This is a genomic window from Nocardia sp. NPDC006630, assembly GCF_040611495.1.
Classification (GTDB): domain Bacteria; phylum Actinomycetota; class Actinomycetes; order Mycobacteriales; family Mycobacteriaceae; genus Nocardia.
The window spans coordinates 265,016-291,232 of the sequence record NZ_JBEXOK010000001.1 but is presented as its reverse complement, the minus strand read 5'-3'; the positions used below and the strand labels follow the sequence as shown (position 1 = coordinate 291,232).

22 protein-coding genes are annotated in these 26,217 nt (G+C 66.1%); 15 read left to right on the top strand and 7 right to left on the bottom strand.

From position 1 onward, the window contains the following. Positions 1-73: 73 nt before the first annotated feature. Together ABZX86_RS01355 and ABZX86_RS01350 are read left to right on the top strand one after the other, a co-directional pair. On the top strand, positions 74-295 hold the full coding sequence (locus tag ABZX86_RS01355) for a hypothetical protein (RefSeq protein WP_297612875.1): 222 nt from the start codon (positions 74-76) through the stop codon (positions 293-295). Between the two features lie 84 nt (positions 296-379). Beyond that, positions 380-790, top strand: a complete 411-nt coding sequence (locus ABZX86_RS01350; RefSeq protein ID WP_355118868.1) for a nuclear transport factor 2 family protein — start codon at positions 380-382, stop codon at positions 788-790. 58 nt (positions 791-848) lie between these two features. On the opposite strand, the gene ABZX86_RS01345 is transcribed toward ABZX86_RS01350, so the two are convergent. Further along, a complete protein-coding gene (locus tag ABZX86_RS01345; RefSeq protein ID WP_355118866.1) occupies positions 849-1,502 on the bottom strand; it encodes a TetR/AcrR family transcriptional regulator in 654 nt (217 codons plus the stop codon). A 205-nt stretch (positions 1,503-1,707) separates the two neighbouring features. Between ABZX86_RS01345 and ABZX86_RS01340 the strand changes: the two genes are divergently transcribed. Both ABZX86_RS01340 and ABZX86_RS01335 read left to right on the top strand, forming a co-directional pair. Further along, the gene (locus ABZX86_RS01340; RefSeq protein WP_355118865.1) at positions 1,708-3,075 is read left to right on the top strand and encodes an NAD(P)-binding domain-containing protein; all 1,368 of its coding nucleotides are present in this window, start codon (positions 1,708-1,710) and stop codon (positions 3,073-3,075) included. 16 nt (positions 3,076-3,091) lie between these two features. Continuing rightward, on the top strand, positions 3,092-4,243 hold the full coding sequence (locus tag ABZX86_RS01335) for a serine hydrolase domain-containing protein (RefSeq protein ID WP_355118863.1): 1,152 nt from the start codon (positions 3,092-3,094) through the stop codon (positions 4,241-4,243). A gap of 41 nt (positions 4,244-4,284) precedes the next feature. On the opposite strand, the gene ABZX86_RS01330 is transcribed toward ABZX86_RS01335, so the two are convergent. Continuing rightward, positions 4,285-5,436, bottom strand: a complete 1,152-nt coding sequence (locus tag ABZX86_RS01330) for a transposase (RefSeq protein ID WP_355118861.1) — start codon at positions 5,434-5,436, stop codon at positions 4,285-4,287. Positions 5,437-5,526: 90 nt separating this feature from the next. On the opposite strand from ABZX86_RS01330, the gene ABZX86_RS01325 reads away from it, so the two are divergent. From ABZX86_RS01325 to ABZX86_RS01315, 3 genes are read left to right on the top strand one after another with little or no spacing between them, the layout of a single operon-like run. Further along, positions 5,527-7,185, top strand: coding sequence for a class I adenylate-forming enzyme family protein (locus ABZX86_RS01325; RefSeq protein ID WP_355118859.1), 1,659 nt, complete (start codon positions 5,527-5,529; stop codon positions 7,183-7,185). Between the two features lie 5 nt (positions 7,186-7,190). Continuing rightward, entirely contained in the window at positions 7,191-8,936 is a 1,746-nt protein-coding gene (locus tag ABZX86_RS01320) for a hypothetical protein (RefSeq protein ID WP_355118857.1), read from the top strand. Positions 8,937-8,950: 14 nt separating this feature from the next. After that, entirely contained in the window at positions 8,951-9,730 is a 780-nt protein-coding gene (locus tag ABZX86_RS01315; RefSeq protein ID WP_355118855.1) for an SDR family NAD(P)-dependent oxidoreductase, read from the top strand. A 68-nt stretch (positions 9,731-9,798) separates the two neighbouring features. Here the strand turns inward: ABZX86_RS01315 and ABZX86_RS01310 are convergent, their stop codons facing one another. Then, positions 9,799-9,993 carry a hypothetical protein gene (locus ABZX86_RS01310; RefSeq protein WP_327141779.1) on the bottom strand — a complete coding sequence of 65 codons (195 nt, stop codon included), beginning with the start codon at positions 9,991-9,993 and terminating at the stop codon, positions 9,799-9,801. Positions 9,994-10,204: 211 nt separating this feature from the next. On the opposite strand from ABZX86_RS01310, the gene ABZX86_RS01305 reads away from it, so the two are divergent. Beyond that, positions 10,205-10,651, top strand: a complete 447-nt coding sequence (locus ABZX86_RS01305; protein ID WP_355118854.1) for a YdeI/OmpD-associated family protein — start codon at positions 10,205-10,207, stop codon at positions 10,649-10,651. On the opposite strand, the gene ABZX86_RS01300 is transcribed toward ABZX86_RS01305, so the two are convergent. Next, positions 10,572-12,158 carry an FAD-dependent oxidoreductase gene (locus tag ABZX86_RS01300; RefSeq protein WP_355118852.1) on the bottom strand — a complete coding sequence of 529 codons (1,587 nt, stop codon included), beginning with the start codon at positions 12,156-12,158 and terminating at the stop codon, positions 10,572-10,574. The two genes, ABZX86_RS01305 and ABZX86_RS01300, sit on opposite strands and share 80 nt — an antisense overlap. A gap of 45 nt (positions 12,159-12,203) precedes the next feature. Here ABZX86_RS01300 and ABZX86_RS01295 point away from each other — a divergent pair, with 45 nt between their 5' ends. Further along, a complete protein-coding gene (locus ABZX86_RS01295) occupies positions 12,204-12,944 on the top strand; it encodes a TetR/AcrR family transcriptional regulator (RefSeq protein WP_355118850.1) in 741 nt (246 codons plus the stop codon). A gap of 229 nt (positions 12,945-13,173) precedes the next feature. Here ABZX86_RS01295 and ABZX86_RS01290 read toward each other — a convergent pair whose 3' ends face one another. Next, on the bottom strand, positions 13,174-15,486 hold the full coding sequence (locus ABZX86_RS01290; protein ID WP_355118848.1) for an arylsulfatase: 2,313 nt from the start codon (positions 15,484-15,486) through the stop codon (positions 13,174-13,176). A gap of 279 nt (positions 15,487-15,765) precedes the next feature. Between ABZX86_RS01290 and ABZX86_RS01285 the strand changes: the two genes are divergently transcribed. From ABZX86_RS01285 to ABZX86_RS01265, 5 genes are all read left to right on the top strand, one after another. Beyond that, on the top strand, positions 15,766-17,355 hold the full coding sequence (locus ABZX86_RS01285; protein WP_355118846.1) for an ABC transporter substrate-binding protein: 1,590 nt from the start codon (positions 15,766-15,768) through the stop codon (positions 17,353-17,355). Next, the gene (locus ABZX86_RS01280; RefSeq protein WP_327141773.1) at positions 17,352-18,311 is read left to right on the top strand and encodes an ABC transporter permease; all 960 of its coding nucleotides are present in this window, start codon (positions 17,352-17,354) and stop codon (positions 18,309-18,311) included. The genes ABZX86_RS01285 and ABZX86_RS01280 overlap by 4 nt, the downstream gene beginning before the upstream one ends. Then, on the top strand, positions 18,308-19,213 hold the full coding sequence (locus tag ABZX86_RS01275; RefSeq protein WP_355118844.1) for an ABC transporter permease: 906 nt from the start codon (positions 18,308-18,310) through the stop codon (positions 19,211-19,213). The genes ABZX86_RS01280 and ABZX86_RS01275 overlap by 4 nt, the downstream gene beginning before the upstream one ends. Beyond that, the gene (locus ABZX86_RS01270) at positions 19,210-20,976 is read left to right on the top strand and encodes an ABC transporter ATP-binding protein (RefSeq protein ID WP_355118842.1); all 1,767 of its coding nucleotides are present in this window, start codon (positions 19,210-19,212) and stop codon (positions 20,974-20,976) included. Before ABZX86_RS01275 ends, ABZX86_RS01270 begins: the two co-directional genes overlap by 4 nt. A 154-nt stretch (positions 20,977-21,130) precedes the next feature. Further along, positions 21,131-21,916 (top strand): helix-turn-helix transcriptional regulator, encoded by a 786-nt coding sequence (locus tag ABZX86_RS01265; RefSeq protein WP_355118840.1) that lies wholly within the window; start codon positions 21,131-21,133, stop codon positions 21,914-21,916. Between the two features lie 260 nt (positions 21,917-22,176). Here ABZX86_RS01265 and ABZX86_RS01260 read toward each other — a convergent pair whose 3' ends face one another. Further along, positions 22,177-23,925, bottom strand: coding sequence for an NTP transferase domain-containing protein (locus ABZX86_RS01260; RefSeq protein ID WP_355119786.1), 1,749 nt, complete (start codon positions 23,923-23,925; stop codon positions 22,177-22,179). 350 nt (positions 23,926-24,275) lie between these two features. Here ABZX86_RS01260 and ABZX86_RS01255 point away from each other — a divergent pair, with 350 nt between their 5' ends. After that, a complete protein-coding gene (locus tag ABZX86_RS01255) occupies positions 24,276-25,106 on the top strand; it encodes a helix-turn-helix domain-containing protein (RefSeq protein ID WP_355118838.1) in 831 nt (276 codons plus the stop codon). An 18-nt stretch (positions 25,107-25,124) separates the two neighbouring features. Here ABZX86_RS01255 and ABZX86_RS01250 read toward each other — a convergent pair whose 3' ends face one another. After that, positions 25,125-26,006 (bottom strand): alpha/beta hydrolase, encoded by an 882-nt coding sequence (locus ABZX86_RS01250; RefSeq protein WP_355118836.1) that lies wholly within the window; start codon positions 26,004-26,006, stop codon positions 25,125-25,127. Positions 26,007-26,217: the final 211 nt, after the last annotated feature.

Sequence of the window (26,217 nt, the reverse complement as noted above, 5' to 3'; positions counted from 1 at the left end):
CGAGTGTTTGGTGGTTTCCGCATTGCCGTGGCAATGTGCAAATCAAATTCCATTGCGCTCGGAGGGTTTTCTGTTGAAGAAGCTTGTCGTCACCGCCGGTCTGATTGTCGCCTGTGCCGCAGGGTCTTTCGCCACCGCATCCACCGCATCGGCCGTCTCCGGTCTGTACGACCCGTGGACCGCGTGCAAGGCTTCCGGCCTCTCGGACGAAGCATGCAGCCAGCAGGTCAACGCCAATGATCCGGCCGCGCCCGGCACCGGCTTCGGCTGGACGGGTTCCGCGGCCGCGCACTAGATCCCTGCACTGCGCAATTCCGCCGGTGCCCACTGACCGGAATTGATGGGTGACCGCCGTCCACGGCGAGCCGAGGATGGCGGCATGCTCGATGCCGAACATCCCGCTCGCCGTGCCGGTCTCGCCTCGCAGGCCGCGGTGCGCGGCAGGCGCAAGGCCGAGTGGCTGGCCTTGTTCGCGCCCGAGGCCCGGGTGGAAGACCCGATCGGTATCTCTCCGTACGACCCGGTGGGGGACGGCCATGCCGGTCCCGAGGCCATAGCGGCATTCTGGGATATGGCGATTGCCGACAGCAGCATCGACTTCCGCCTCGCCGATTCCTATGCCTGCGGCAATGAGGTCGCCTTCGTCGGCACCATTCGCAGTGCGCGTGCCGGCCGCATCGTCGAGGTCGACGGAGTCTTCACCTATCGCGTGAACTCGGCCGGGAAAATCGTGGCATTGCGCGCCTTCTGGGAATTGAAACAAGCGCGCACCACATTCGCGCCGGACTGAGTCCGCCGGAAAGCCGAACCGAGTCCGCCGGAAATTTGCCCGGCTCGCCGAAATCGGTTCAGGCGCCGGGCGTTTGCAGCGCCGGGAACCAGATATCGGTCAGCACGGTCGCGGCCTGATCGGCGGACACATCGATCGTCCCCTGCATGGCCCAGCGCGTGAAGAACCGCTCCAGCTGCGCCACCAGCAGCTCTATCCGCAGCCGCGCCTCGTCCTGCTGATCGTCCGGCCAGCGTGACAGGTACGAGGTCATCACATTCGGCACCGCGAGAATGCCCTCGCGCGCCACCTCCCGGAACTCCGGTTCCAGCGCCGTCGCCTCGTCCCAGGCGGGCAGCAGATCCTTGTACTCCTGGAACCAGTCGATGGACCGCCGCATCCAGGCGGCGAACTCCTCGCGCGAGCCGGTGTCGAGCACATGATCGAGGTCTTCGTAGAAGTACTGGACGCTCGGCAGCGCCCCCTGTTCGGCGATGGCGCGCAGCACATCGGGTTTGCCGGTGAAATGCAGATAGAAGGTCGCGCGGCTGCAACCGACCGCCGCGGCGATGTCGTCCACCCGTACCGGTGCGTATCCCTGGGTGGTGAACAGTCCCTTGGCGGCGTCGATCAGACGGCTGCGGGTGAGTCGTTTCTGTTCGTCGCGCAGGGAGGTGCGCCGGGTGGTCACCGCTGCGGGCTGAGCGGGATCTGTGGCCGATTCGGTCTGCATGGGTGCTGGCCGCCTTGGTTCGGGTGCGTGAAAGGCGCCCGTACGGCGGCCTTTTCCGATGGTCGAGTCTACGTCTGTCTGGAGCTTCCGCCTCGATGATAGACGTTTGTTCATTCACTAGACACGGTGTCTAGCGACTGCTAGCGTGTGTGTCACATCACGTCCGGCCGGGCAATGTGACCCACCGCCGAAGCAGGAGAGTGAATTGGAAACCCGTGAGTTGCCCAGGGTGTGCGTCATCGGCGCCGGCCCGTCCGGCATCACCACCGCAAAGCGCCTCGCCGAATACGGCATCCCCTTCGATTGCTACGAAGCCTCCGATCAGGTGGGCGGCAATTGGTACTTCAAGAACCCGAACGGCATGTCGGCCTGCTATCAGAGCCTGCACATCGACACCTCGAAGTTCCGCCTGGCGTTCGAGGACTTCCCGGCCCCCGACGAGTGGCCGGACTTCCCGCACCACACGCAACTGCACCAGTACTTCAAGGACTATGTCGAGCACTTCGGCATCGGCGATCGAATCATCCTGAACACCAAGGTGATCTCGGCCGAGCGCGACGCCCAGGGTCTGTGGGAGATCACCACCGATACCGGTCGCACCGAAACCTATGACGCCCTGCTGGTCTGCAACGGTCACCACTGGGACCCGCGGATGCCGGACTACCCGGGCGAATTCGACGGTGTGCTCATGCATTCGCACGCCTACAACGATCCGTTCGATCCGATCGATATGCGCGGCAAGCGCGTTGTGGTTGTCGGCATGGGCAATTCGGGGCTGGATATCGCCTCCGAACTGTCGCAGAAGTTCATCGCCTCGAAATTCTTCCTCTCCGCCCGCCGTGGCGTGTGGGTGCTGCCGAAGTACGTGAACGGCAAGGTCGGCGACAAGGCCTCCATGCCCTCCTGGATGCCGAAGAAGCTGGGGCTCAAGCTCAAACAGCGCTTCGTGGTCAAGAATCGCGGCTTCATGGAGGATTACGGCCTCCCGAAGCCGGATCACCTTCCGTTCGAGGCGCATCCGTCGGCGAGCGAGGAATTCCTGCACCGGGCCGGTTGCGGTGACGTGGTGTTCAAGCCCGCCATCACCCGCCTCGAGGGCAAGAATGTGCACTTCGCCGACGGCAGCGTCGAGGAGGTGGATGTGGTGGTGTGCGCCACCGGCTATCACATCAGCTTCCCGTTCTTCTCCGACCCGGCGCTGCTGCCCGATGCGCGCAATATGCTCCCGCTGTATCGGCAGATGATCAAGCCGGGTGTGGACAATCTGTTCTATATGGGTCTCGCGCAGCCCATGCCGACCCTGGTGAACTTCGCCGAGCAGCAGTCGAAGCTGGTCGCGGCCTACCTGTCCGGCAATTACGCCCTGCCGTCCCCGGCGGAGATGCGCGAGACCATGGCCGCGGCGGAAGCACTGCGCAGCGGGACGTATTACGACTCGCCGCGGCACACCATCCAGATCGAATTCGAGCCGTACGTCCGCGATCTGCAGCGCGAAATGGCGCGCGGAGCCAAGCGGGCCGCCGATCGCGGGCACGCACTGCCGGTGCCGGCGCGCGCCTCGGCCAGAGTCTGAGAGGGGGCGGACCGGAATGAGCAATGTGGCTGGATTCTGTGCCGATGAATTCGCCGCGGTCCGTGCGGCTTTCACCGAACAGGTGGAGTCCGGGGCCGAACTCGGCGGCGCACTCTGTGTGACGGTGAACGGCGATCCGGTGGTCGATCTCTGGGGCGGTTACGCCGATCCGGAGCGGACCACACGCTGGCGCGCGGACACCCTGGTGAACAGCTTCTCCATCACCAAGACCATGACGGCGCTGAGCGCGCTGCTGCTGGTCGATCGTGGTGAGCTGGACGTCTACCAGAAGGTCGCGCACTACTGGCCGGAGTTCGCGGCCAATGGCAAGGCCGATATCGAAGTGCGGCATCTGCTTTCGCACACCTCCGGGGTTTCCGGCTGGGAAGCGCCGATCGAGATTCCCGATATCTACGAGCTCGAGTCCTCGACGGCCCGCTTGGCGCAGCAGGAGCCCTGGTGGGAGCCGGGTACGGCGTCGGGATATCACGCGCTCAACTACGGGCATCTGGTCGGCGAGCTCATCCGCCGGATCGACGGCCGCACGCTGGGCCGTTTCTTCGCCGAGGAGCTGGCCGGTCCGCTCGGCGCCGATTTCCATATCGGCACCGGCGCAGAGCATTTCGATCGCATCGCCACCATCGTTCCGCCCGAGTATCCGGAGTTCGATCAGTCGCTGCTGCCGCAGGACAGCGTCATGTTCAAGACGCTGTTCCAGCCGCTGCTGGACTTCGACATGTGCGCCACTCCCGGGTGGCGGCAGGCGGAGCTCGGCGGCATGAACGGCCACGGCAATGCCCGCTCGGTGGCCCGCGTGCAGTCGCTCATCAGCAATGGCGGGGAGTTGAGCGGCCGGAAGTTCCTGTCGGAGAAGACGATCGATCTGATTTTCGATCAGCAGATCGACGGCGTCGATCTGGCCATCCTGCTTCCGCTGCGCTTCGGCATCGGCTACGGTCTGCCGAAGCCGGAGACGGCTCCGCAGGTTCCGGACGGCCGGGTGTGCTGGTGGGGCGGACTGGGCGGATCCATGGTCGTGAACGACCTGGATCACCGGGTCACCTTCGCCTACACCATGAACCGAATGGCGCCCGGCCTGATCGGCTCCGATCGCGCCGACGCCTATCTGAAGGCAGCCTTCGCAGCGGTACGAGATTCGAGGATTTGATTCTTAACGCTTCCCCGGCCTGAAAGCAGGGGATTTCACGCTCAGACCGCATCCGAACCATCCGCCCGAGGGAGGTGATCCGATTGTCTTACATCGTCGACACGTGTGTGGCCGCGCTCTGCCACAGCCAGAATCACTCTGGCAGCGTTCCGATCGCGGTCGGCGGTAAATCCGCAGCGGTGGCATCGGAAGGTTCGTTCTCCGAGTGCAAGTTGCTGCTTGGCTCTCGCGAAACAACTCGAACACGTCATGCTCGTATAGGCGGGCTGCACCAACACCACCCTCCGGCCAGCCCGCACGCCACGCTCGATCAACTCCCGCTTCGCCGCACCGATCGCCGCATCCGCGGCTTTGCGCGCCATCGTGGACTTCGCCAGAAACGTCGGCTTGAAATCCTCCACCGCGATCAACTCATGGTTGTCGACAACACTTTTCGCCCACACCAGCGAATCGTGGTGGGTTTGCCTGGCGGCCTTCTTGTGAAGCTTCGCCGCAGTGCGCGCGGCCCGTTTGTACCCGCGCGACTGTGGGCCGCGTTTGACGCGCCGTCGGGCCATCTTGCGTTGCTCCCGAGCCAGTTCCGCCGCGCAGCGTTTGCGATGCCCCAGATACGGCAGATCGAACGCGGGATCGGTCGAGGTGGCGGTGACACTCACTCCCCAGTCGATGCCGATACCGTCCACAGCAGTGGCGGCGGGTTCAAACGTGCGGCGGACGACGAACGAGGCGTGCCAGCCGCCGAGCGAATCCTGGGTCACCCGAACACTGGTCGGTTCAGACGGCAACTCCCGCGACCACACCACCGGGATACGGACACCTTTCGCCAGCACCAGACGTCCGTCTTTGATGCTGAATCCGCGGCACGTGTACTCCAACGACACCTGGGTCGTCTTGCGCGGCTTGAACTTCGGCCGCCCCCGTCCCTTGACGGTGAACGAGTGTCCGAGCGCTTGTGCGTAGGTTCGCAGCGTCTGCTGCTGCACGACCTGCGAGCCCTCCCGCAACCATGCGCTGCACGAGCGTGCCTTGGTCAGAAGCTTGCTGAGCTTGCCGAAGGTCGGCTTGTTCCCCGCCTTGTGCTGATTGACAGCCTCGTTCCACAGGTACCGGCAGCGATGCCACTCGGCCAGCAGAACAGACTCCGCTGTGCGGCCGGGCCGCAAGCGAAAGCTGTACCGCACGACCTCATCCACAGCGGAAAACTCTAGCCGCGACCACCGACACAGAACGGAGGAAGGCGCTTCCTCTCCTCGCGAACGAGGGGTATCCGCGCCAAACACCTGATGACGAAAGCCGTTGATCTCCAGGCGCTGGCCGCGCAGGTCGCCGCCGGTCTCACCGGGCCAGGCGGGCCATTCGAGATGACGATGGAGGAGGTGCTGGGCGCGCAGATCCCGGTCTTCCGCAATCGCCGCCGCTCCCTGCTGGAGCTGCTGGAGGCCTCCCGCGACCTCGGCGACCGCGACTACCTGGTCAGTGCCGATAAGCACATGACCTTCGCCGAGCATTACGAGGCGGCGGGCGCGCTGGCGGCGGCGCTGCAGCAGCGTTACGGCATCGGCAAGGGTGACCGCATCGGCATTCTGGCCGCCAATACCCCCGAGTGGGTGCTGACCTTCTGGGCGGCGCAGCGGCTGGGCGCCATCCCGGTCGGCTACAACGCCTGGTGGGCGCCGCTGGAGATCGCCTACGGTCTCGAGCACACCGAGCCGGTGGTCGTGATCGCCGATGCCAAGCGGGCACAGGCGCTGGCCGAGGCGGGCGCGCGGGTGCCGGTCCTCACCATGGAGCAGGACCTGCCCGCCCTGGTGGCGGAATACGCGGGGGAGTACCCGGTAACGGTTGTGGCAGAGGATGATCCGGCGTGCATCCTGTACACCAGCGGCACCACCGGACGTCCCAAGGGCGTGGTGCATTCGCACCGGAACATGGTGGCGGTCGCGGATTACCACCGTTTCACCGATGCGCTGATGGCGGGCTTCCGCGGGCTGCCGTGGGACGGTTCGCCGACCAGCCGCCGCTTCCTCACCACCTCACCGCTGTTCCATATCGCGAGCCTGCACAATCTCGCGGTGCCGCGCCTGAACACCGGTGATGCGGTGATCTTCCCGTCCGGCGGCTTCGACGCCGACAAGATCCTGGGGCTCATCGAATCCGAGCGCATCACCAACTGGGGTGCGGTGCCGACCATGGCCAGCCGCCTGCTCGACGCCGATCTCACCAAATACGACCTGTCCTCGCTGTCGGGCTTCTCGCTCAATGCCGCGCCGTCCTCGCCCGCACTGCAGCAGCGGTTGCGCGAGCGGCTCCCGGTGGCGCAGGTGGCCTTGACCACCAGCTACGGCTGCACGGAGAGCGGTACCGCCGCCACCATCGCGGCGCCGGCGGATCTGCTGGCCAATCCGGAAGCGGTGGGGCGTCCCATCATTGCGGTCGCCGTCGAAATCCGGGATCCGGAGGGCAATGTCGTGCCCGACGGGGTGGAGGGCGAGATCTGCATTCGCAGTCCGTACGTCATGCTCGGCTACTGGAACGACGAGGCCGCCACCGCCGCCTCGATCGATGCGAACCGCTGGTTGCGCACCGGCGACTTCGGCTTCGTCTCCGCCGGTGTGCTGCAAATGGCCGGTCGCCGTTCGGATCTCATTCTGCGCGGCGGTGAGAACGTGTACCCGACCGAGATCGAGAACGCGCTCGACGCGCATCCGCTGGTCCAGGAATCGGCCATCATCGGAGTTCCGCACGAGGACCTCGGTCAGGAGGTCGCGGCCATTGTTGTTGTCGCGGACCCGGATTCGGTCACCGAGGACGAGCTGCGCGACCATGTGGCGCAGCGGCTGGCCTATTTCAAGGTGCCCGCCCGCTGGCTCATCACCGCTGATGCGCTGCCGCGCAATGCGACCGGCAAGGTGCTGCGCCGCGACCTGTCCCTCGGAGAGTGAAGACCGTGTACGAGACCATCATCAAGGGCGGGCGCTGGTTCGACGGCACCGGAGCGCCCTCGGCCATTCGCAATATCGGCATTCGGGACGGCCGGATCGCGACCGTCACCACCGACGCGCTCGACGAAACCGATTGCGCGCGAGTGATCGACGCCGCCGGACAGTGGGTCCTGCCGGGCATGCTCGATATCCACACCCACTACGACGTGGAGGTGCTGCTGGATCCGACGCTGTCGGAATCGCTGCGGCACGGCGTCACCACCATTCTGCTGGGCTCCTGCTCGCTCTCCACCGTGCATGTGGGCGGTACCGATGCGGGCGATCTGTTCGGCCGGGTGGAGGCGATTCCGCGCAAGCATGTGGTGGCGGCGATCGACGGTCTGAAGACGTGGAACAGTGCACACAGCTATGTGGCCGCACTGGAATCACTGCCGCTGGGCGCGAATCTCGCGGCCTTCATCGGGCATTCGGATATTCGCGCCGCGCAGATGGGGCTGGAACGCGCCACCCGCCCGGATGTGGTTCCCACCGAATCCGAGCTGAAGGCCATGGAGCACAAGCTCAGTGAGGCTCTGGACGCCGGCTTCGTCGGCATGTCCTCGCAGCAGCTGCTCTTCGACAAGCTCGACGGTGAGGTGTGCCGTTCGCGCACCCTGCCTTCCACCTACGCCAAGCCCAGGGAGCGCCGCCGGCTCAATCGCATTCTGCGCGACCGCAAGCGGACGCTGCAGGGCGGTCCGGATGTGGCCCGGCCGCAGAGTCTGGTCGCCATGGCCGCCAGCAGCCTCGGCATCTTCCGCCCGAATTTGAAGGTCAGCCTGCTCTCGGCCGCCGATATCAAGGCGATTCCCGGTGTGGTGCAGATCTTCCCGCTCATCGGCAAGGTGCTCAACCGGCTCGGCGGCGACTTCCGCTGGCAGCATCTGCCGGTGCCGTTCGAGGTGTACTCCGACGGCATCGATCTGCCGGTGTTCGAGGAATTCGGTTCCGGCGCGGCGGCTCTGCACCTGTCGAACCAGCTGGAGCAGCGGCGCGCGCTGCTGGCGGACGAGGGCTACCGGCGCACCTTCCGCAAGGACTACGACAAGAAGTGGGGCCCGCGGGTCTGGCATCGGGACTTCTTCGATGCCGAGATCACCGAATGCCCCGATGCGAGCGTGATCGGCAAGACCTTCGGTCAGGTCGGCGTGGATCGCGGCGGTGTGCATCCGGTGGACGCCTTCCTGGACCTGGTGGTGGAGTACGGGCCGAAGGTGCGCTGGCGCACCACCATCTCCAATCACCGGCCCGAGGTGCTGGACAAACTGGCCGCCGATCCCAGTGTGCAACTGGGCTTCTCGGATGCCGGTGCGCACCTGCGCAATATGGCCTTCTACAACTTCGGGCTGCGACTGCTGAAGCGCGTGCATCGCGCGCAGCAGGACGGGCGGCCGTTCATGAGCGTGGAGCATGCCGTGCACCGCGTCACCGGTGAACTGGCCGACTGGTACGACCTCGATGCCGGGCACCTGCGCGTGGGTGACCGCGCCGATGTGGTCGTGCTGGATCCGTCGCATCTCGACGAGAGCCTGGATGCCTACGCGGAGAACCCGATTCCGGAGTTCGACAATCTCTCCCGCATGGTCAATCGCAATGACGACACCATTACCGCCGTCCTGGTGAACGGTGAATACGTATTCGGCCTGGGTGACAAATCCCCGGCTCTCGGCAAAGAGCGCACCGGGCAGTTCCTGCGCGCCGGTCGACGCTGAAAGAGGAGTTCATAATGAGCACAGGCAGATTCGGCGGCAAGACCGCCGTGGTGACGGGCGCGGCCTCGGGTATCGCCGCGGCCATCGCCGAGGCGCTGATCGCCGAGGGCGCGAATGTGGTCGGTCTCGATATCGACGAGGCCGGATTGCAGAAGAAGGCCGCCGAACTCGGCGACGCCTTCGTGCCGGTGGTGGCGGATGTGACGGTGGAGGCTCAGGTCGCGGCCGGAATCGAGGTCGCCGCAACGCGTTTCGGCCGGCTCGAGGTGGCCTTCAATGTGGCGGGCGGCTCCCGCATCGGCGCCGTGACCGATCTCGCGGAGGCCGATTGGGACTTCACCATCGACCTGGTGCAGAAGAGCGTCTTCCTCTGCACCAAACACGAGGCCCGCCTGATGCGCGACAGCGGCGGGGGCGCCATCGTCAATGTCTCGTCGCTGGACGGCCGGGTCCCGATGCCCGGCGGCAGCCCGTACTCCACCGGCAAGGCGGGTGTGGTCATGTTCAGCAAGAACGCCGCCCTCGAGCTGGCGCAGCACCGCATCCGCGTGAACTCGGTCCTGCCCGGCCTGGTCGACACCCCCCTGACCGCAGCCGTCATGGGCTACGAACCGGCCAAGCAGATGTTCCTGGACCGCATCCCCATGGGCGCCGCCGCTACTGCGGAACAGATCGCAGCCCCCTGCCTGTTCCTGGCCAGCGACGACGCCTCGTACATCACGGGCACCGAACTGGTGGTGGACGGCGGCTGGGAGATCAGCAACTTCCCCAACCTGGCCAAGCTCGCCGGCTGACCGCCGCTCACCGCATAAAACGCCGGTCATCAGCAACAGCTGATGGCCGGCCGGTCGTGCGGGTGGGGCTATTCCTCTTTGCTGCCAGCATCCAGGCCGAGCATTTGCAGCAGGTATTCGCAGTCGGCTACGTCGAGGGCGTGACCTGCGACTGTGCGGGTGGCCATGGCGTTCTGCTTGATCGTCGCGGCCTTTTCGGCGGCGCGTGCGGCGCCGAATTCGCTCTGCTCTTCTACCAGGATCGTCTGTCGTGCCGAGGTCATAGAAAACTTCCCGGGGCTGCGTCGGGTTGCCGTATCCGAATGACTCGGGTCAACTCCGCCTATACGCCTCACCTTACGGGGTGCGGATGGTTATAGAAATGAAATGGGGGGTGCGGCGGCGCTCGGCGAGCCGGAACTGCGGAGAATTCCCAGGCCCGAGGTGTGTCCGGGTCCGTGCTCTTTTTTCGGATCGCTCGAATACGGTGGTCGCATGCATCGATTCGAGGGCTCGATTCACGCCGCCGAAGGGGGCGGCGCGTATATCCCCGTTCCCGCCACGATCCTCGACGCGCTCGGTGGTGGCGGCCGCATCCCCGTGCAGGTCACCTTCGACGGCATTCCGTACACGGGGTCGATCATGTCCATGGGTGACGGCCCGTGTCTGGGCGTGCTGAAGTCCATTCGGGCCGATCTGGGGAAGGGGCCAGGCGATACGGTGACCGTCACCGTGCAGCGCGATACCGCCGAGCGCACGATCGAGGTGCCCGATGACCTCGCCGCGGCCCTGGCGGACGCGGATGCGCGCGGGGCGTTCGACGCGCTGTCCTATACACGCCGCCGCGAGCACATCAAGGCCGTCAGCGAGGCGAAGCGGCCGGAGACGCGGGCTCGCCGGATCGCCAAGGCTGTCGAGGATGTGCGGCCCGGCCGAGGCTGAGTGCGAGGGCGGTGCGCAGTGCGCCTGCGGGATCGGCGGGCAGCTGCGGCGCCCGCCAGGCGACTATCTGATCGGGGCGCACCAGCAGGGCGCCCTCGGGTGTGAGATCGACTGTCTTGCAATAAGTCTCGGGGATGTCATGCACGCTCACGCTCGGCGTGCCGGCTGCGGCTGTGCGCCAACCTGCTCCGGAGGGGCCGATGAGGAGCGCGAAGTCGATGCCGATCAGATCGAGGGTCGATCGGCCGGGTGTGAGATACGCATGCGGTAGCCGGGTTCCCGGCTGCCCTGTGATATCGAGGTGATCCATGGTGTGCGCGCTGCCATCGTCAACGAATGCGCCTGTGGGATAGCGGTTTCCGAGTATCAAGGCGAGGGGATCGGCCAGCGGGGTGGCATCGGTGGACTCGCGATTCATGGTGCGCAGATCGGTGGTCCGAATACTCGATTGATCGGCGATGAACCATCCGACCGGGTGGCGTTCGGACTGGTAGGTGTCCAGCAGTGCCGGGTCCGCGCTGCCGTGCAGCACATGGGCCAGCTTCCAGGCGAGATTGTGGGCGTCCTCGATGCCGGTGTTCGCGCCCGCCGCGGCGAACGGCGGCATGACATGGGCGGCATCTCCGGCCAGGAAGATATGGTCGCGGCGATAGGTGTCGGCGACGAACATGCCTGGCTCCCAGGGCATTACGCTCATTATCTCGATCTCGGCGGTCGGATCGCCGATGGCGGTGCGCAGGACGTCCGGCCACTCATCGGCGGCGCGATCCAAGCCTGTCGCGCTGGAGAATATCCATCGCGAGGAGCCGTCTATCGAGGCGAAAGCGCCTGGCGCGCTGCTGTTCTCGATCTGGCAGAGGTTGAACTCCCGCCCGCGCACCAGCTCCGCCAGTTCGGCGCGGAAATAGACGTTCACCGCCCGGCCCAGGGTGCCGCGACCGCTGCGGGAAATGCCCAGCCGCTCCCGGATCGGGCTGCCGGACCCGTCGGCGGCGATCAGATAGTCGGCGTGCAGCCGCTGCACCGTGCCGTCGGCGGTGCGCAGGGTGGCCTCGACACCGGTGTCGCCGTCGTGGAAGTCGATGAGCTCCACCCCGAATCGCACCTCGGCGCCGCGGGCCTCGGCCCTATCGCGCAGTACCGGTTCGAGGAGATCCTGTGCGCACAGACAGGCCGTCGCGGGTGTGATGGCATCCCAGTCCGGGAGACCGCCGGGCAGCGTGAACGGCAGTCGCTCGGCCTCGGCGAGGGTCGGCCCGGCCGCCATGAACTGGTAACTCGCCAGATCGCGGGCCGCCTCGAGCACCTCGTCGGCAATGCCGAGCTGCCGGAACAACTCCATGGTCCGGATATTGATGCGGCGCGCCTTGGGCTGCGGTGAGGTTGTGGTGCGCCGCTCCACGAGCGTCACCTCGACTCCGTGCCGGCGCAGGAACAGCGCCGCGCACAACCCTGCCAATCCGCCGCCGACCACCAGTACTCGTTGTTCGTGTACGTCGTACATCATGTGTACGTTGTACACGAATGATTGAATTTCCCGCAAGGAGGTGACATGAAGGAAGAAACCACCGCACCCGGCCCGCTGATCTGGTCGCTGCCCGAACCCCCGGGCCGCCCCACCACCACGCTGAGCCGCGCCGATATCCTGCGCGCCGCGCTGACCATCGCCGATGCCGAGGGTGCGGCCGCCCTCACCATGCGCCGGGTGGCGACCGCGGTGGGCGCGTCGACCCCCATGTCCCTCTATCGCTACGTCGGCAGCAAAGACGGCTTGGTCGACCTCATGATCGATGCCGTCTACGGCGAAATCCCGCTACCGGCAGCGCCTTCCGTCCCCTGGCGGGCCGCGCTGGAACAGCTGTCCCTGGACACCTGGACCGTCATCGGGCGCCACCTGTGGTTCGGCCACCTGGTCCACACCCGCCCCCCGCTGGGCCCGAATGCCCTGCGCTACTTCGATTTCCGCTTCGCGCTGCTCGAACCGCTCGGTATCACCGCCGACGACATGACCCGCATCACCACCGCCATCGACGGCCACCTCATCGGCACCGCCCTGCAAATGGCCGAAGAACAGCGCATGCGCACCCGCACCGGCCTGCTCACCGACCACCAACTGGCCGAAGCCGCCGCCCCCCTCCTACAGCCCATTCTCGCCGCCGACCGTCACCCCGCCTTCACCCGCTGGCTCGAGTCCAGAACCCTGACCGACCCCACCGACCCCACCGACCCCGTCGCCTGGACCCTCACCTGCCTCCTCGACGGCATCACCACCCGCCTGAACCTCCCCGCCTGACCCCGCCAGCAACACAGCCCGTGTCGTTGCGGCGCAACGCATATCGGCGCTGTGCGGCTTCGACGCGGCTTCGACATGGGCTGCGCGATCAGACACGGACTGCGTGGTGGGAGGAGGGCTGTGCGGCCGAGACAGCCCGTGTCCTTGTCGCGCAACGCATATCGGCGCTGTGCGGCTTCGACACCTGATGTGCGATCGGAGACGGGCTGTGTGGTGGAGACGGCGGTGGTTATTCGGCGATGAGTTCCGCTTCCGAATCGAGGGCGCGCTGGGTGTCTTCGGGGACGCCGATGGCGCCGGGGCTGTAGGTGACGGCGCGCAGCGGGCCGGTGTAGCGGAAGACGCCGCGGCGGTCGCGCAGGTTCCAGTCGACGGGGCCGCGGGCGTCGAGGCCGATGGAGATGCCGGTCCAGGGCGCCATGCCGACCAGTTGGACCTGGTCGGGGAGGTGGGCGGCGCGGACGCCGTTGATGCCGACGGTGAAGTCCCAGCGCAGGTGCGGGCGGACGATGGCGGACACGGTGAAGTGCTGGCTGCCTTCGGGAATGGGACCCGCGTCGACGGTGGTGTACCGGCCGTAGCCGTTGTAGCCGAAGTGCAGATGACCGTCCTCGACGTAGAGCAGATAGCCGCCCTGAGGATCACCGTGGGCAACGAGGACGCCTTCATCACCCGGGCGATAGTCCGCCAGTTCCACGGCAATAGTGAAGTCGCGGTACGCAATCAGGCGCTGGGAGCGGTAGCGCTCCAGCGTGGGCGTGCCGGGCAGAATCCGCACGCGCTCGGTGAGCCGGGCCTCCTCCGGCCGGCGGTGTGCCAGATCCTTCCGGGTGACAAGCGGGAAAACCGTATTGTGCCAAGCGGCTTCGTCCCAGGCCGCGGACAGTTCGGCCACCTTCTCCGGGAATCGCTCCGAAAGATCGTGCAGTTCGGTCGGATCGGTGCGCACGTCGAACAGCTGCCACTGCGGATCGTCGATGCCGCGCGCGGGCTCGTGCAGTGCGAGCAGCTTCCACCCGTCGCGATAGAAGCCACGGTGCCCGGTCATCTCCGAGTACTGCTCGATATGCCGGGAGATCGCCTGCTGATCCCGCAGCACCTCGGCCGCCGAAATACCGTCGAAATCCTTCGCGGGCAGGCCATTACGCACGGTCGGCCGCTCCAGCCCGGCAAGCTCCAGCAGTGTCGGGGTCAGATCGGTGATGTAGGTGTACTCCTGCCGAATGCCGCTGTCGCCCTCGGTGCGCGGCAGCCCCTTCGGCCAGGACAGCAGGAACGGGACCCGCACACCGCCCGCGAAGGTCTGCCCCTTGTAGAAGCGGAACGGCGTATTGGAGGCCTGCCCCCAGCCGCGCGGATAGTGCACGCCCAGCTTCGCCGACCCGATGAGCTCCTCATCGTGCGGCACATCGCGTTCCCAGTCCGGCTCGTCCACCTGCGCGAACTGTGCGAAGTAGGAGCGGGTGCCCTCCGGCCCGCCCTCGGCGGTGCCGCCGTTGTCGGAGGTGAAAACGATAATGGTGTTGTCGAGTTCGCCGAGCTGCTCCAGCGTTTCGACCACCCGCCCCAGGCTCTGATCGATACTGTCGACCATGCCCGCGTACACCTCCATATACCGCTCGAAGCGTGACTGCTGTTCGAGCGTCAGCGAATCCCACTCCTGCGCTTCATAACCCGGCTCGGTATTGCGCGGCTTCTGCTGTGTGCCCTCGGGAAACAAGCCCTGCGCGAGCTGCGAGGCGAATCGGCTCTGCCGCAACCGATCCCAGCCCTCTTTGTACTTTCCGCGATACTTGGCCAGATCATCGGGCTTCGCCTGCAACGGCCCGTGCATGGCGGTATGCGCGAAATACAGGAAGAAGGGCTTGTCGGCGTCGTGCGCGCGCAACTCCTTGAGATATCCGACGGCCCGATCGGTGTAATCGTCGGTGAGGTAGTAGCCCTCCGGGTATTCCTCCACATCCACCGCGGAGCTGTCGGAGATCAGCTGATTCGGATGGTAGAAGGAGTTCATTCCCTCCAAAGACCCGTAGTAGCGGTCGAATCCGCGCTGCGTCGGCCAGGAATCGCGATGCGAGCCCGGATGCAGCGTGGCATCGCGCACCAGATGCCATTTGCCGACCGCATAGGTGGCATAGCCATTGGCGCGCAGAATTTCCGGCAGGGTCAGCACATCATCGGCAAGCTCCAGCCGCAGCCCCGGATAGCCGGGATCGGCATTGGCCACGAAGCCGAATCCGGCGCGGTGCGAATTCACGCCCGTCAGCAGCGCGGCTCGCGACGGCGAGCACAGCGGTGTGGTGTGAAAATTGGTGAGCCGCAATCCGTTCGCGGCAATACGATCCAGCGTCGGGGTATCGATCTCGGAACCGAACGGGCCGATATCGCTGAAGCCCATGTCGTCGACCAGCACCACGATAATATTGGGCGCACCGTCCGGGGCGGTCGGCGGGTAGAGCCATTCGGGGGTCGAATCGGCGGTGGTGCGGCCGATATCGCCGCCGAAGTTCTCGTATCCGCGGGCATGAGAGGGAGCAGGCATTCTTTCAGCAAAGGTCGGCACCCGCTCTGCTGACCAGGGTTTCACGCACGCTGCGCACAACCGCTGATCGCGTGCTTACCGGCTGTTAGCGTCGCCGCATGCACATCGGTCACCTCTGCGCGCCCCGCACCGGAATTTTCCGGACCTCGCGGGTGCAGGGCTGTCGTCGCTAGTGCCTGACGCGCCGGCCCGCGCGTAATTCCTTATTTCTCACGTCCCCACAGGTGCGTCCACCGCACCCCGCCGCCCGCTGCGGCCATGTATCTCGAGGATTTCCAGATGAATTCGTCCCCCGGCGGACTCGATCGTCGTCATTTTCTGCGCAATACGGGCGTCGCCGCCCTCGCCATTTTCGGCGGCGGCGTCCTGGCGGCCTGCTCGTCGGCGGTGAACCAGTCGAAGGGCGGCGGTGACGACAACGCGCAGCCGGTCAAGGGCGGGACGCTGAAGTACGGCGTGCTGGTGGATCTGGTTCCGGCCAATATCCTCACCAATACCGGCACCACCCCGTATGTGGTCGGCCTGGTCTTCGAATCCCTGGTGCGCTACCCGCACGACAAGCTCGATCCGCAGCCGCTGCTGGCCAAGTCGTGGACCCTCGCACCGGACGGCCGCTCCATCGCGCTGGTGCTGCGCGATGATGTGAAGTTCCACAGCGGTCGGGCCTTCACCTCGAAGGATGTCGAATTCTCGCTGCGCACCTATGCCGATCCGAAGTGGTCGGCGCAGCTGAAGAGCACCGCCGCGGCCATTACCGGCTTCGACACCACCGACCCGCACCAGATCACGCTGACCTTCGCGCAGCCGCTGGGCAATATCTTCGACCTGCTCGACACCGTGCCCATCCTGGACAGCGAATCCATCGATCAGCTGGCCACCGCCGACAAGATCATCGGCACCGGACCCTTCCGCTTCGTACAGCGAATCCCCAACCAGCAGTTGGTATTCGAGAAGAACCCGAACTACTGGGTGCCGGACCGCCCGTACCTGGACCGGGTCGAACTCAGCATCATCTCCGATAACAACGCACAGCTCAACGCGCTCAAGACCGGCCAGATCCACTTCGCGGACGGCATCACCTACCGCGACAACGAGAACCTGGGCAAGACCGACGGTTATCGCGTGGTCACGTACGAGGGCGCGGAAGTGCAGATGTACGTCGGCGTGAATGTGGCGAATCCGGCGCTCGCCGATGTGAAGCTGCGCCAGGCCATCGCCTACGCCATCGATCGCGATCGCATTATCAACGAGGTGTTCCGCGGCGCCGGTTACGCGCTGAATCTCCCGTGGCCCAAGACCTCTCCCGCCTTCGACGACACCCGCAACACCCGCTTCAAACGTGATCTGACCAAGGCCAAGCAGGTGCTGTCGGAGCTGCCCAAGCCGCCGAAGCTGCCGCTGGCCTTCACCGCCGGTTATGCGACCTACGAGGCCACCGCGCAGATCGTGCAGGCCAATCTCGCCGAGATCGGCATCGAGACCGAACTCGTGCCGACCGATAACGCCACCTTCGTGAAACAGCTGATCGGCGGGCAGTTTCCGGGCCTGTGGGTGACCGACCACTCGTGGGCGCAGTTCACGCCCTCCACGCTGACCGCCAGCGCCTATCCCTTCAATGCGCGCAAGAACACCTCGCACTTCGAATCGCCCGCCTATGTGGCGGCGGCCGATGCGGCCTGGCAGCTGCCGCAGGGCACCGGTCCCGATGCGCAGCGCGCCTACGGCGTACTGAGCGATCAGCTGCTGGACGGGCTGTGGCTCATCGAGATCGGCGTCCGGTTCGCCCAGGGGACCACCTCCAAGAACCTGCACGCCGTCAACTGGACCAAGCGCCGTGAGCTCGCCCTCACGGACACCTTCCTGGCATGACCGGCTATCTGCTGCGCCGGGTCCCCTCCGCCGTAGCGGTGCTCTTCGGCGCCTCCGTCCTGATCTTCCTGCTGCTGCGGCTGGTGCCCGGCGATCCGGCCATGATCCTGGCCGGGCCCGACGCCGGCCCGGACACCATCGCGAGCATCCGGCATCAACTCGGCCTGGACCGGTCCATGCCCGCCCAGTACCTGAGCTGGCTGCACGGCGTCTTCACCGGTGATCTGGGCCGGTCCTACATCATCGGCGGGCAGATCTCCGATCTGGTCGGTCGCGGGCTCACCAATACCCTGGTGCTCGCTGCCTTCGCGCTGCTGCTGGCTGTCAGCGTGAGCCTGGCGGTGAGCGTCGCCGCGGTGCTGTGGAACAGGCGCTGGCTGAACAGCCTTGTCGCGGCGGCCAATACGGTCGCCATCGCCGTGCCGCCGTACGTCACCGCGGTGCTGCTGGTGCTGGTATTCGCCGTCGCGATTCCGATCCTGCCCGCGGGCGGCATTCCGCCGGACGGGTTCTTCGCACAACCGGATATCACCGTGCAGTACCTGCTGCTGCCGTCGATCTGCCTGGCACTGCCGGTGACCGCCGCGCTCACTCGCTTCCTCACCGAGGCGCTGCGCACCGAAATGCGCCAGCCCTATGTATTGACCGCTCGGGCACTGGGGATTTCGCATCGGCAGATCGTCACCCGCGGTGCGCTGCGCAATGCGCTGCCCACCCTGCTGACCGTGCTCGGCATTCAAACCGGTCAGGTGCTGGGCGGTGCGGTGCTGGTCGAGGCGGCCTTCGCCTGGCCGGGCATCGGCCAGCTCATCGAGCAGGGCATCAATCGCCGGGACTACCCGGTGGTGCAGGCACTGCTGCTGTTCTCGGTGGCGGTGTTCGTGGTCATTCAGCTGGCCACCGATGTGGTGCACGCGTATCTCGATCCCCGCATCCGCATCGGAGGCCGATCATGAGCGATCTCAGCACCCTGCCCGGCGCCGATCCGGCCGTGACCGCGAGCGCGGAGGCGGTCGAAACCGCTGACCGCGTGCCGAATTCGTCCCGGTCGCCGCTGCAGGCCCTGCGTAGGGGGCAGGGTCTGGCGGGCGTGGTGCTGGTCGCCGTCATCGCGATCGCCGGCCTGGCCGCCGGAGCATTGACGAAATACGATCCGCTGACCCAGATTCCGGGCGCGAACCTGCTCGGCCCGAGCTCCGAGCACTGGCTGGGCACCGACAGCGTGAATCGGGATGTGTTCTCCCGGGTGCTGTTCGGCGTCCGCATCGATCTGTTCATCGCCTTCACCGCCGTACCGCTCGGCGCGCTCGCCGGCGCCCTGACCGGACTGCTGGCCAGCGTCAACACCATTGCCGATGTCATCACCCAGCGGGTATTCGACCTGATCCTGGCCTTCCCGGCGCTGATCTTCGCCATCGCGCTGACCGCGGTCACCGGGCCCGGCGTGCAGGCGGTCATCGTGGTCATCGTGGCCGCCGAAATCCCCATATTCGGCAGGCAGATTCGCACCGCCATCCTGGCGGTGCGGGAACAGCCGTTCGTGGAGGCCGCCGAGGTGATCGGTGCGGGCACCTGGTGGACGCTGCGTAAACACGTGCTGCCCAATGTGATCGAACCGCTCTCGGTGCAATTGGCGCTGTCGCTGTCGCTCGCGGTCTTCATCGAGGGCGCCATGAGCTTCATCGGCATCGGCGTGCGCCCGCCGGATCCCTCACTGGGATCGCTCATCTCGGAGTCCATTCGCAATCTGGACGCCAATCCGGCGTATGCGATCGGACCGCTACTGGTGGTCTCCGGTCTCACGCTCGGATTCCTGTTGATCGCCCAGGCACTGGGCCGCGCACGGAGGATCGGATGAGCGAGCACGAGGGGCAGCCGCTGCTGGATATCCGGGATCTGGTGGTGCGCTTCGGCGCCCGTACCGTGGTGAACGGCGTCGATGTGCGGGTCGGGCGCGGCGAAACCGTCGCGCTGGTCGGCGAATCCGGCTCCGGTAAATCACTCACCGCCCGCGCGGTGCTGGGCCTGCTGCCCGACGGCGCGCAGGCCGCGGGCTCGATCCGCCTGGGCGACACCGAAATCATCGGCACTCCCGACGATGAATTGCGGGCGCTGCGCGGCACCCGGGCCGCCATGGTGTTCCAGGAGCCGCAGACCGCGCTCAATCCGGTGCAGAAGGTGGGCACCCAGATCGCCCAGGCGCTGCGCGCGCACCGCTCGATCAGCAAGGCCGAGGCGCGAACTCGCGCCGTCGAGCTGCTGGCCCTGGTCGATATCCCCGAACCCGGCAAGCGCATCGACTGGTATCCGCATCAGCTCTCCGGCGGCCAGAAGCAGCGGGTCGTCATCGCGCTGGCGCTCTCGGGCGAACCGGATCTGCTCATTGCCGATGAGCCCACCACCGCACTCGATGTGACCGTCCAGGCCGAGATTCTGGATCTGCTGCGAGACCTGCAGCGCCGCACCGGCACCGCCATTCTCTTCATCACCCACAATCTCGGCGTGGTCGCGGCCATCGCCGACCGGGTGGTGGTCATGCGCGCGGGCGAGATCGTCGAAACGCGGCCCGTCCGCGAGCTTTTCGCCGATCCGCGCGAGGACTACACCCGGACCCTGCTCGCGGCGGTCCCGACACTCCCGCCCCCCACGGCGGATTCGGCAACGACCGTGCTGCACCTGCCCGCTCCGGAAGCGGAGGAAACCCCGGATGCGGTGTCCGAGGCCGTCGTCACGGTCAGTGAACCCGTACTCGCCGAGGTCACCGCGGCCACCAGGCCCGAGGCGGCTCCGGAACGCGAACCGGTGCTGCGTATCTCGGATCTGTCGGTGGTGTATCGCAGTCAGCGCAAGCAGTTCCGCGCACTGCACGGGGTATCGCTCACCGTCGCGCCGCGGGAGGTGATCGGGCTGGTGGGTGAATCCGGCTCCGGTAAGAGCACGCTCGGCCGCGCCGCCCTCGGCCTGGTGCCCGCCACCACCGGTGAGGTGGTGCTGCAGGGCATCTCGCTGCGCGGCCTGTCCACGCGTGATCTGCGCGGTCTGCGCAAGAATGTCGCCCTGGTGCATCAGGACGTCACGGCCTCGCTGAACCCGCGCCGCAGCCTGGAGGACGCCATCGGCGAGCCGCTGCTGGTGCACCGGGTCGCCTCGGGCGCCCTGCTGCGGGCCCGGGTCGGCGATCTGCTGGAATCGGTTCGGCTGCCGCGCGATTACGCCACCCGCCGCCCCGGTGAACTCTCCGGCGGTCAGCGGCAGCGGGTCGCACTGGCCCGGGCACTCGCGCTCGCGCCCCGGCTGCTGGTGGCGGACGAGCCCACCAGCGCCCTCGATGTCTCGGTTCAGGCACAGGTACTGGACCTTTTCACCGATCTGCGCGAAGAATATGGATTCGCCTGCCTGTTCATCAGTCACGATCTCGCGGTGGTCAATCAGATCGCCGATCGCGTAGTGGTGTTGCGAGCGGGGAATGTGATCGAAACCGGGCCGGTCGCAGATGTTTTCGGTAATCCCCGCGAGGATTACACCCGCCGGCTGCTGGAAGCCGTTCCCGCACCCGATCCGGAGCAGGCGCGCAGTCGTGAATCGGCGGCGGACCCGGCGCCACTCGCACTGGGGGCGTGAGGAATTCCGAACAGGATCGGTGACATATACAAACAGGGATAGTTCGCTGTACCTGCCATTCGGACGATTTGTGCAAGCATCCACCGGAAGGGGGAATACCCGGCGGCGTCCTACTCTCGACGCCGCGCGCCGGGCAAGTCGAAGGAGGACTGCGGTGGTCGCCGATGCGGCATGCGGACGTGATTCCAGGGAGCTCGAGGCGCCCACTTTCGGAAATCTGCTGCGCCGTTTACGTGACGGTCGCGGTGTTTCCCGCGAACGACTGGCATTCAATGCGGGCGTGAGTGCCAGCTACATAACGCATTTGGAGAAAGGCGATCGCGGGAACCCGACCCGCGAGGTGGTCGAGGCGCTCACCCGCTATCTGGATCGCCTCGACCCGCTGACCGCCGCCGACCGCCGCCAGCTCACCGATCTGGCCGGGCTCGGCACCGCGGAAACCGCTCCGACCGTGGACGAACTGCGCGGCGCCCTCACCCCGGAACTGCTGCGCGTGCTCACCATGCACCGCCCGAACCTGGCCGCGTATATCGACACGCGCGCCAATGTGCTGGCCTGGAACGACAGTTGGGCGGATGCCTTCCCCGGTCTCATCGAGGACGGCAATATGCTCCGCTGGTTCTTCAGCAATGAGCTGGCGGCCCGGGTCATGGTGAATTGGGATGCCGATGTGCGCCAGGCCGTCCGGTGGATGCGCGGATTGATCGGCCGCTCCGGCAATGTCGCCGGATTCACCGATCTCATCCAGGAACTCGGCCAATTCCCGAAATTCCGGCAGGCCTGGTCCGAAGGCGGCGTCGCCTTCGCCCCGCATGTGTGGACGCTGGATCTGCGGAACCCGGTCACCGGGCTGCGCCGCCGGGTCTTCGCGCAAACCGGCCGCCTGGACAGCGGCGCCTATCCCGGCCATCTACTGGCCATTCTCGGACTGGGCGGCTGACAATCCCCGAGTACCGCACCGGTGAACTGACAGCGCATCGGTGAACTTACAGCGCACCGACGAACTTACAGCGCATCGGTGAACTCACAGCGGACGATGAACTTACAGCGCACCGGTGAACTTACAGCGCACCGGTGAACTCGACAGCACGTCCGTGAACCTGTCGCGCATCGGTGAACTCGTAGCGGATTGGCAAGCGCACCAATCAATCCAGTCGTCGCGGGAGTAGAGCACTCCGGCAAAGCCGCCGGGCAATCCCGTCAGCGGGGGAGCGGGATGAATTCGACAAGCGCGCCGTCGAGAGCATCCGCCGGCACGATGACCAGACCGTCGCGGTCGAGCAGCCCCGCCAGATGCGCCGTGCGAATGTGCGCGTCACCGATCCAGCCGCCCTCCGCACGCATCCGCGCCGGGACGATTCGCGGTGCGGTGCCGGAGATTTCGCCCGCATTCGCCAGCGGCCCCCGCTGCACGCGTGCGGAAGCGCTGCCGGTGAGCCCCTCCACGACGGCGGTAATGAGCGCCAGCAGCGTCGCCACGGCCGCGTACGGATTGCCCGGGAGCCCGAGAATCACCGGGCCGGAAGCCAATTGGGCGGCGACTGTGGAACCGCCGGGGCGTAGCCGCAGCCGGCGCAGCAGCATGCGGGCATCGGCCCGGTCCAGCGCGGCGCGGAGTTGATCGGCGGCCCCGCCACCGGTGGCGCCGACGATAATGAGCAGATCGCACGCACCGGCGGCGGCGAACACCTCGTCGAAGGCATTCTCGGTGTCGCGCAGGTGCACTCGATCCACCGTGCCGATACCGTGCCAGGCGAGCAGATCCGGCAGCACCGGGCCGATGGAATCCCTGGTCTGGCCCAGATGCAGCGGGCCCTCGCTGCGAATCTCGTCGCCGGTCATGACGATTCGCGCTCGCACCGGTCCGCGCACCGCGGCGGTCGTCACCTCGGCGCTGGCGGCCACCGAGATCAGTGCGGCGGTCACCGGCGCGCCCGCCGGGGCGACCTCGTCGCCGGGATTCCAGTCCTCGCCGCGGTGGCGCACATCATCACGAATCGGAGTGTCCGCCAGGCGATATAGTCGCCCGTCGTCCGCCACCCGCACGAATTCGTCCCGCACCACCGAGCCGGTGCCGTCGGGCACGTGCGCACCGGTGGCAATGCGCACCGCCTCGCCGTCCTGCAGACCCGCCGGCCGCTGTCCGCCCGCGAAGCCGATATCGCGGCGCACCTGCCACGGGCCGGGGCCGCGCACCGCGTACCCGTCCATGGCGGATACATCGAAACGCGGCAGTGCCTCGGCCGCACACAACGGCTCGGCCAGCGCCGCACCCCGGGCGCCGGGCACCGGCACCCGCCGCACCGGAATTCGGGAGATATTCCACCGCAGCGCATCCCGCGCCTCCGCGAGGGACAGCGGCGTGGCGGAGCGACTCGCAGTCGCTCGGGCGTGCTGTACATCGCCGGGTGTATCGCAATCGTCGACCCCGGCCACAGGCACGAGGGCGGTGTCGGTCGGTACGAGTGCCTTCATCGGCCGATTGACCGGGGAATCAAGCTGATTCAGCGCCGCGATCAGAGCGGAGCGCCGCCAGACCCCGACCAAATATTGCGGCCGGCCCGAAGCATCCGCGGCGAATACCGCGTCAACGCCGGATTCTCTTGCGTGCATGAGTAGTTCGTCGATGGCCGCAACTGTGATAAATGGCATGTCCGCGGCCAGCACCACAATGCGTTCGGCCGGAAATTCGCCGTCCCGCAGCCTTGCGAGTCCGGCCGCGATCGCGGCCACCGGACCGGCCCCGGCCGGTACCTCCTGTGCCTGAAGGATTTCCGGCGGCAGCTCGGGCCGATGCGGTCCGACGACGACTGTGCGCGCGCACGCGGCGACCGCGGAAATCGCCGCATCCAGCATTGATCGGCCGCCGACCACTATTGCGGGCTTGTCGGCGCCACCCATCCGGCTGGCCCGTCCACCGGCCAGCACAATCGCGTCGACGGTCGTCACGAGGCGAAGACGGGCGCGATGGTGATCATGGTTGAAGATCGTAGTGGCTGGCTGATTCGAGGCCGCGAACGTGGTCTCCAGCATGCCGAATCCACTGCTTGCTAAGCAATTGCTCATGTATGCGAAGTTGTGCGATGCACCACGACACATAGTAGAAATGATCATGTTTTGAACTTCTGAACAATCGCATATGGCAGTATCCGGAGCCAGAGCTGCGGGCGTTCCAGCGGATTCGTCACAGTTCACGGCAGGCGTTACAGCGGGTCCCGCTCTCCGGAACAGGTGGGTACCGGACTGATGAAGGTTGGTTTGCTGAATGTTTGTGGAGAGGGAACGGCGTGGTGCTGGGCGTGAAAACTGATAGAGACTTCGAAGAGCTGAAACCGCCGACATTCGGTCTCCTGCTGCGCAAGCTCCGCGACGCCAGGGGGGTATCACGCGAAAGACTCGCCTTCAACGCCGGAGTCAGCGCCAGCTACATCAGTCATTTGGAGAAGGGCGACCGCGGCCATCCCACCCGCGAGGTGGTCGACGCACTGGTCCGATATCTGGACCGAATAGACCCGCTGTCGGTGGTGGAACGCCGGCATCTGCTCGATCTGGCCGGCCTCGGCGTCAGCGATTTTCCCACGGTGCAGCAACTGCGCGGTGAAATCACCGATGACATGCGCCGCGCGCTCGAACTGCACGAACCCAATCTCGCCGCGTATGTGGACACCCGCTGGAATGTGCTGGCCTGCAACAGCAGTTACTCCCAAGCCTTCCCGGGGCTCGAGCAGGATGTGAATATTCTGCGCTGGCTGCTGGGCAACGAGCTCTCCCGCGAGGTCATGCTGGAGTGGGAGGAGGAGGTCCGGGTGACCGTGCATTGGCTGCGCGGACTCATTGCCAGCTCCGGTGACACCGGCTGGTCCGCCGGATTTCTCGCCGAACTCGGACGTTTCGGACTTTTTCGCGAATTATGGGACGAAGGCATTGCCGCATATGGCCGTCCGCGCGCCATCATGCATCTGAACGATGTCCCCACTGGCCGCTGCCGCGCAATCGCGGTGCAGCTCTTCAGCGTCTTCTGCGCGGCATATCCCAGCCAGATCCAGATCTTCCTCGGTATTCCGACCTGGTGTTCGGATACTGGGGTGCTGCTCGATCCCGGCCATCTGCGCAACGGCACGGAGGATTAGGCCGGGATCGAATTTCGGTCATCGTGCGGCGTGAATTCCGGGTGTGGAACGCCCCTGCAACCACGGATGCGCCGGCGTGTGCGTCAGGTTGTTCTCGTGGCGCGCCGTAGCCCGCCGCACCAGTCGAATCAGGAGGGGCGCCACCACTTCCGGATGTGTCCACGCGGCGCCGTGCCCGGCGCCCGGAATGGTCACCACCCCATCGGCATTCGCGAGTCCGGCGGCCAGCGCATCGGATTTCTGCGCGGTGCTGGTGCCGTCGTGGCTGCCCCGGATCACCAGTGTCGGCGCGGTGATTTCCGATAGCCGGTGCAGTACCGAACGCCGCTCCATCAGGCAGCGCGCGGCCGGGAGGATGGACTGCCGATCGGAGGAGTACCAGCGGCTGGTCCAGGCCCGCCACAGGCGCGGATCGCTGCCGCCGATCAGCTGCGGCGCCAATTCCGCGACCAGCGGCGCCATCGGTTCCGAACTGCACCAGCGTTCGAAAAAGGCGTGGTAGAAGGCGAGTTCGGCCGGGCTGCAGTCCCCTGCCTCGGTATCGATGAGCGCCAATCCGCGCACCCGCTCGGGCGCCAGCAGTGCCAGTCGCAGTGCGGTGAATCCGCCCTGACTCATACCGCCTATGACTGCTTTTCGAATCCCCAATTCATCCATAACCGCCAGTGCGTCGGCCGCCATATCCCAGTAGGTGAACTGTTCGCCATCCGGTGACTGAGTGCGCCCGTGGCATCGCGCATCAATCGTTACGAGATTGATCCCGGCAGCTGCCAGAGGTTCGCGCATCGGTTCGAACATCGATTCGTCCATGAGAAATCCATGGATGAGGAGAAGTGTCGGTCCAGCGATGTCGCTGGTGACGAAATGAACTGTGGCCGCACCTGATTGCACATAAGGCATGGTCAGACCGTAAAGGGCGAAACCCGTATCGGGCTAATGTTTGCCCACGTGGTGCCGGGCACCCTTCGGTGCTGTTCCCGACGGGTACCAACACTGGCCAGTGTCAGTACTGCTAGGGGTTTGCCCCAGATGTCCTTAAAACTGGACAAGTCGACCGTTCGGCCTTTTAAATCAGGCGATGGCGCTTTTGGGACAAGCGCTTATTCGACAG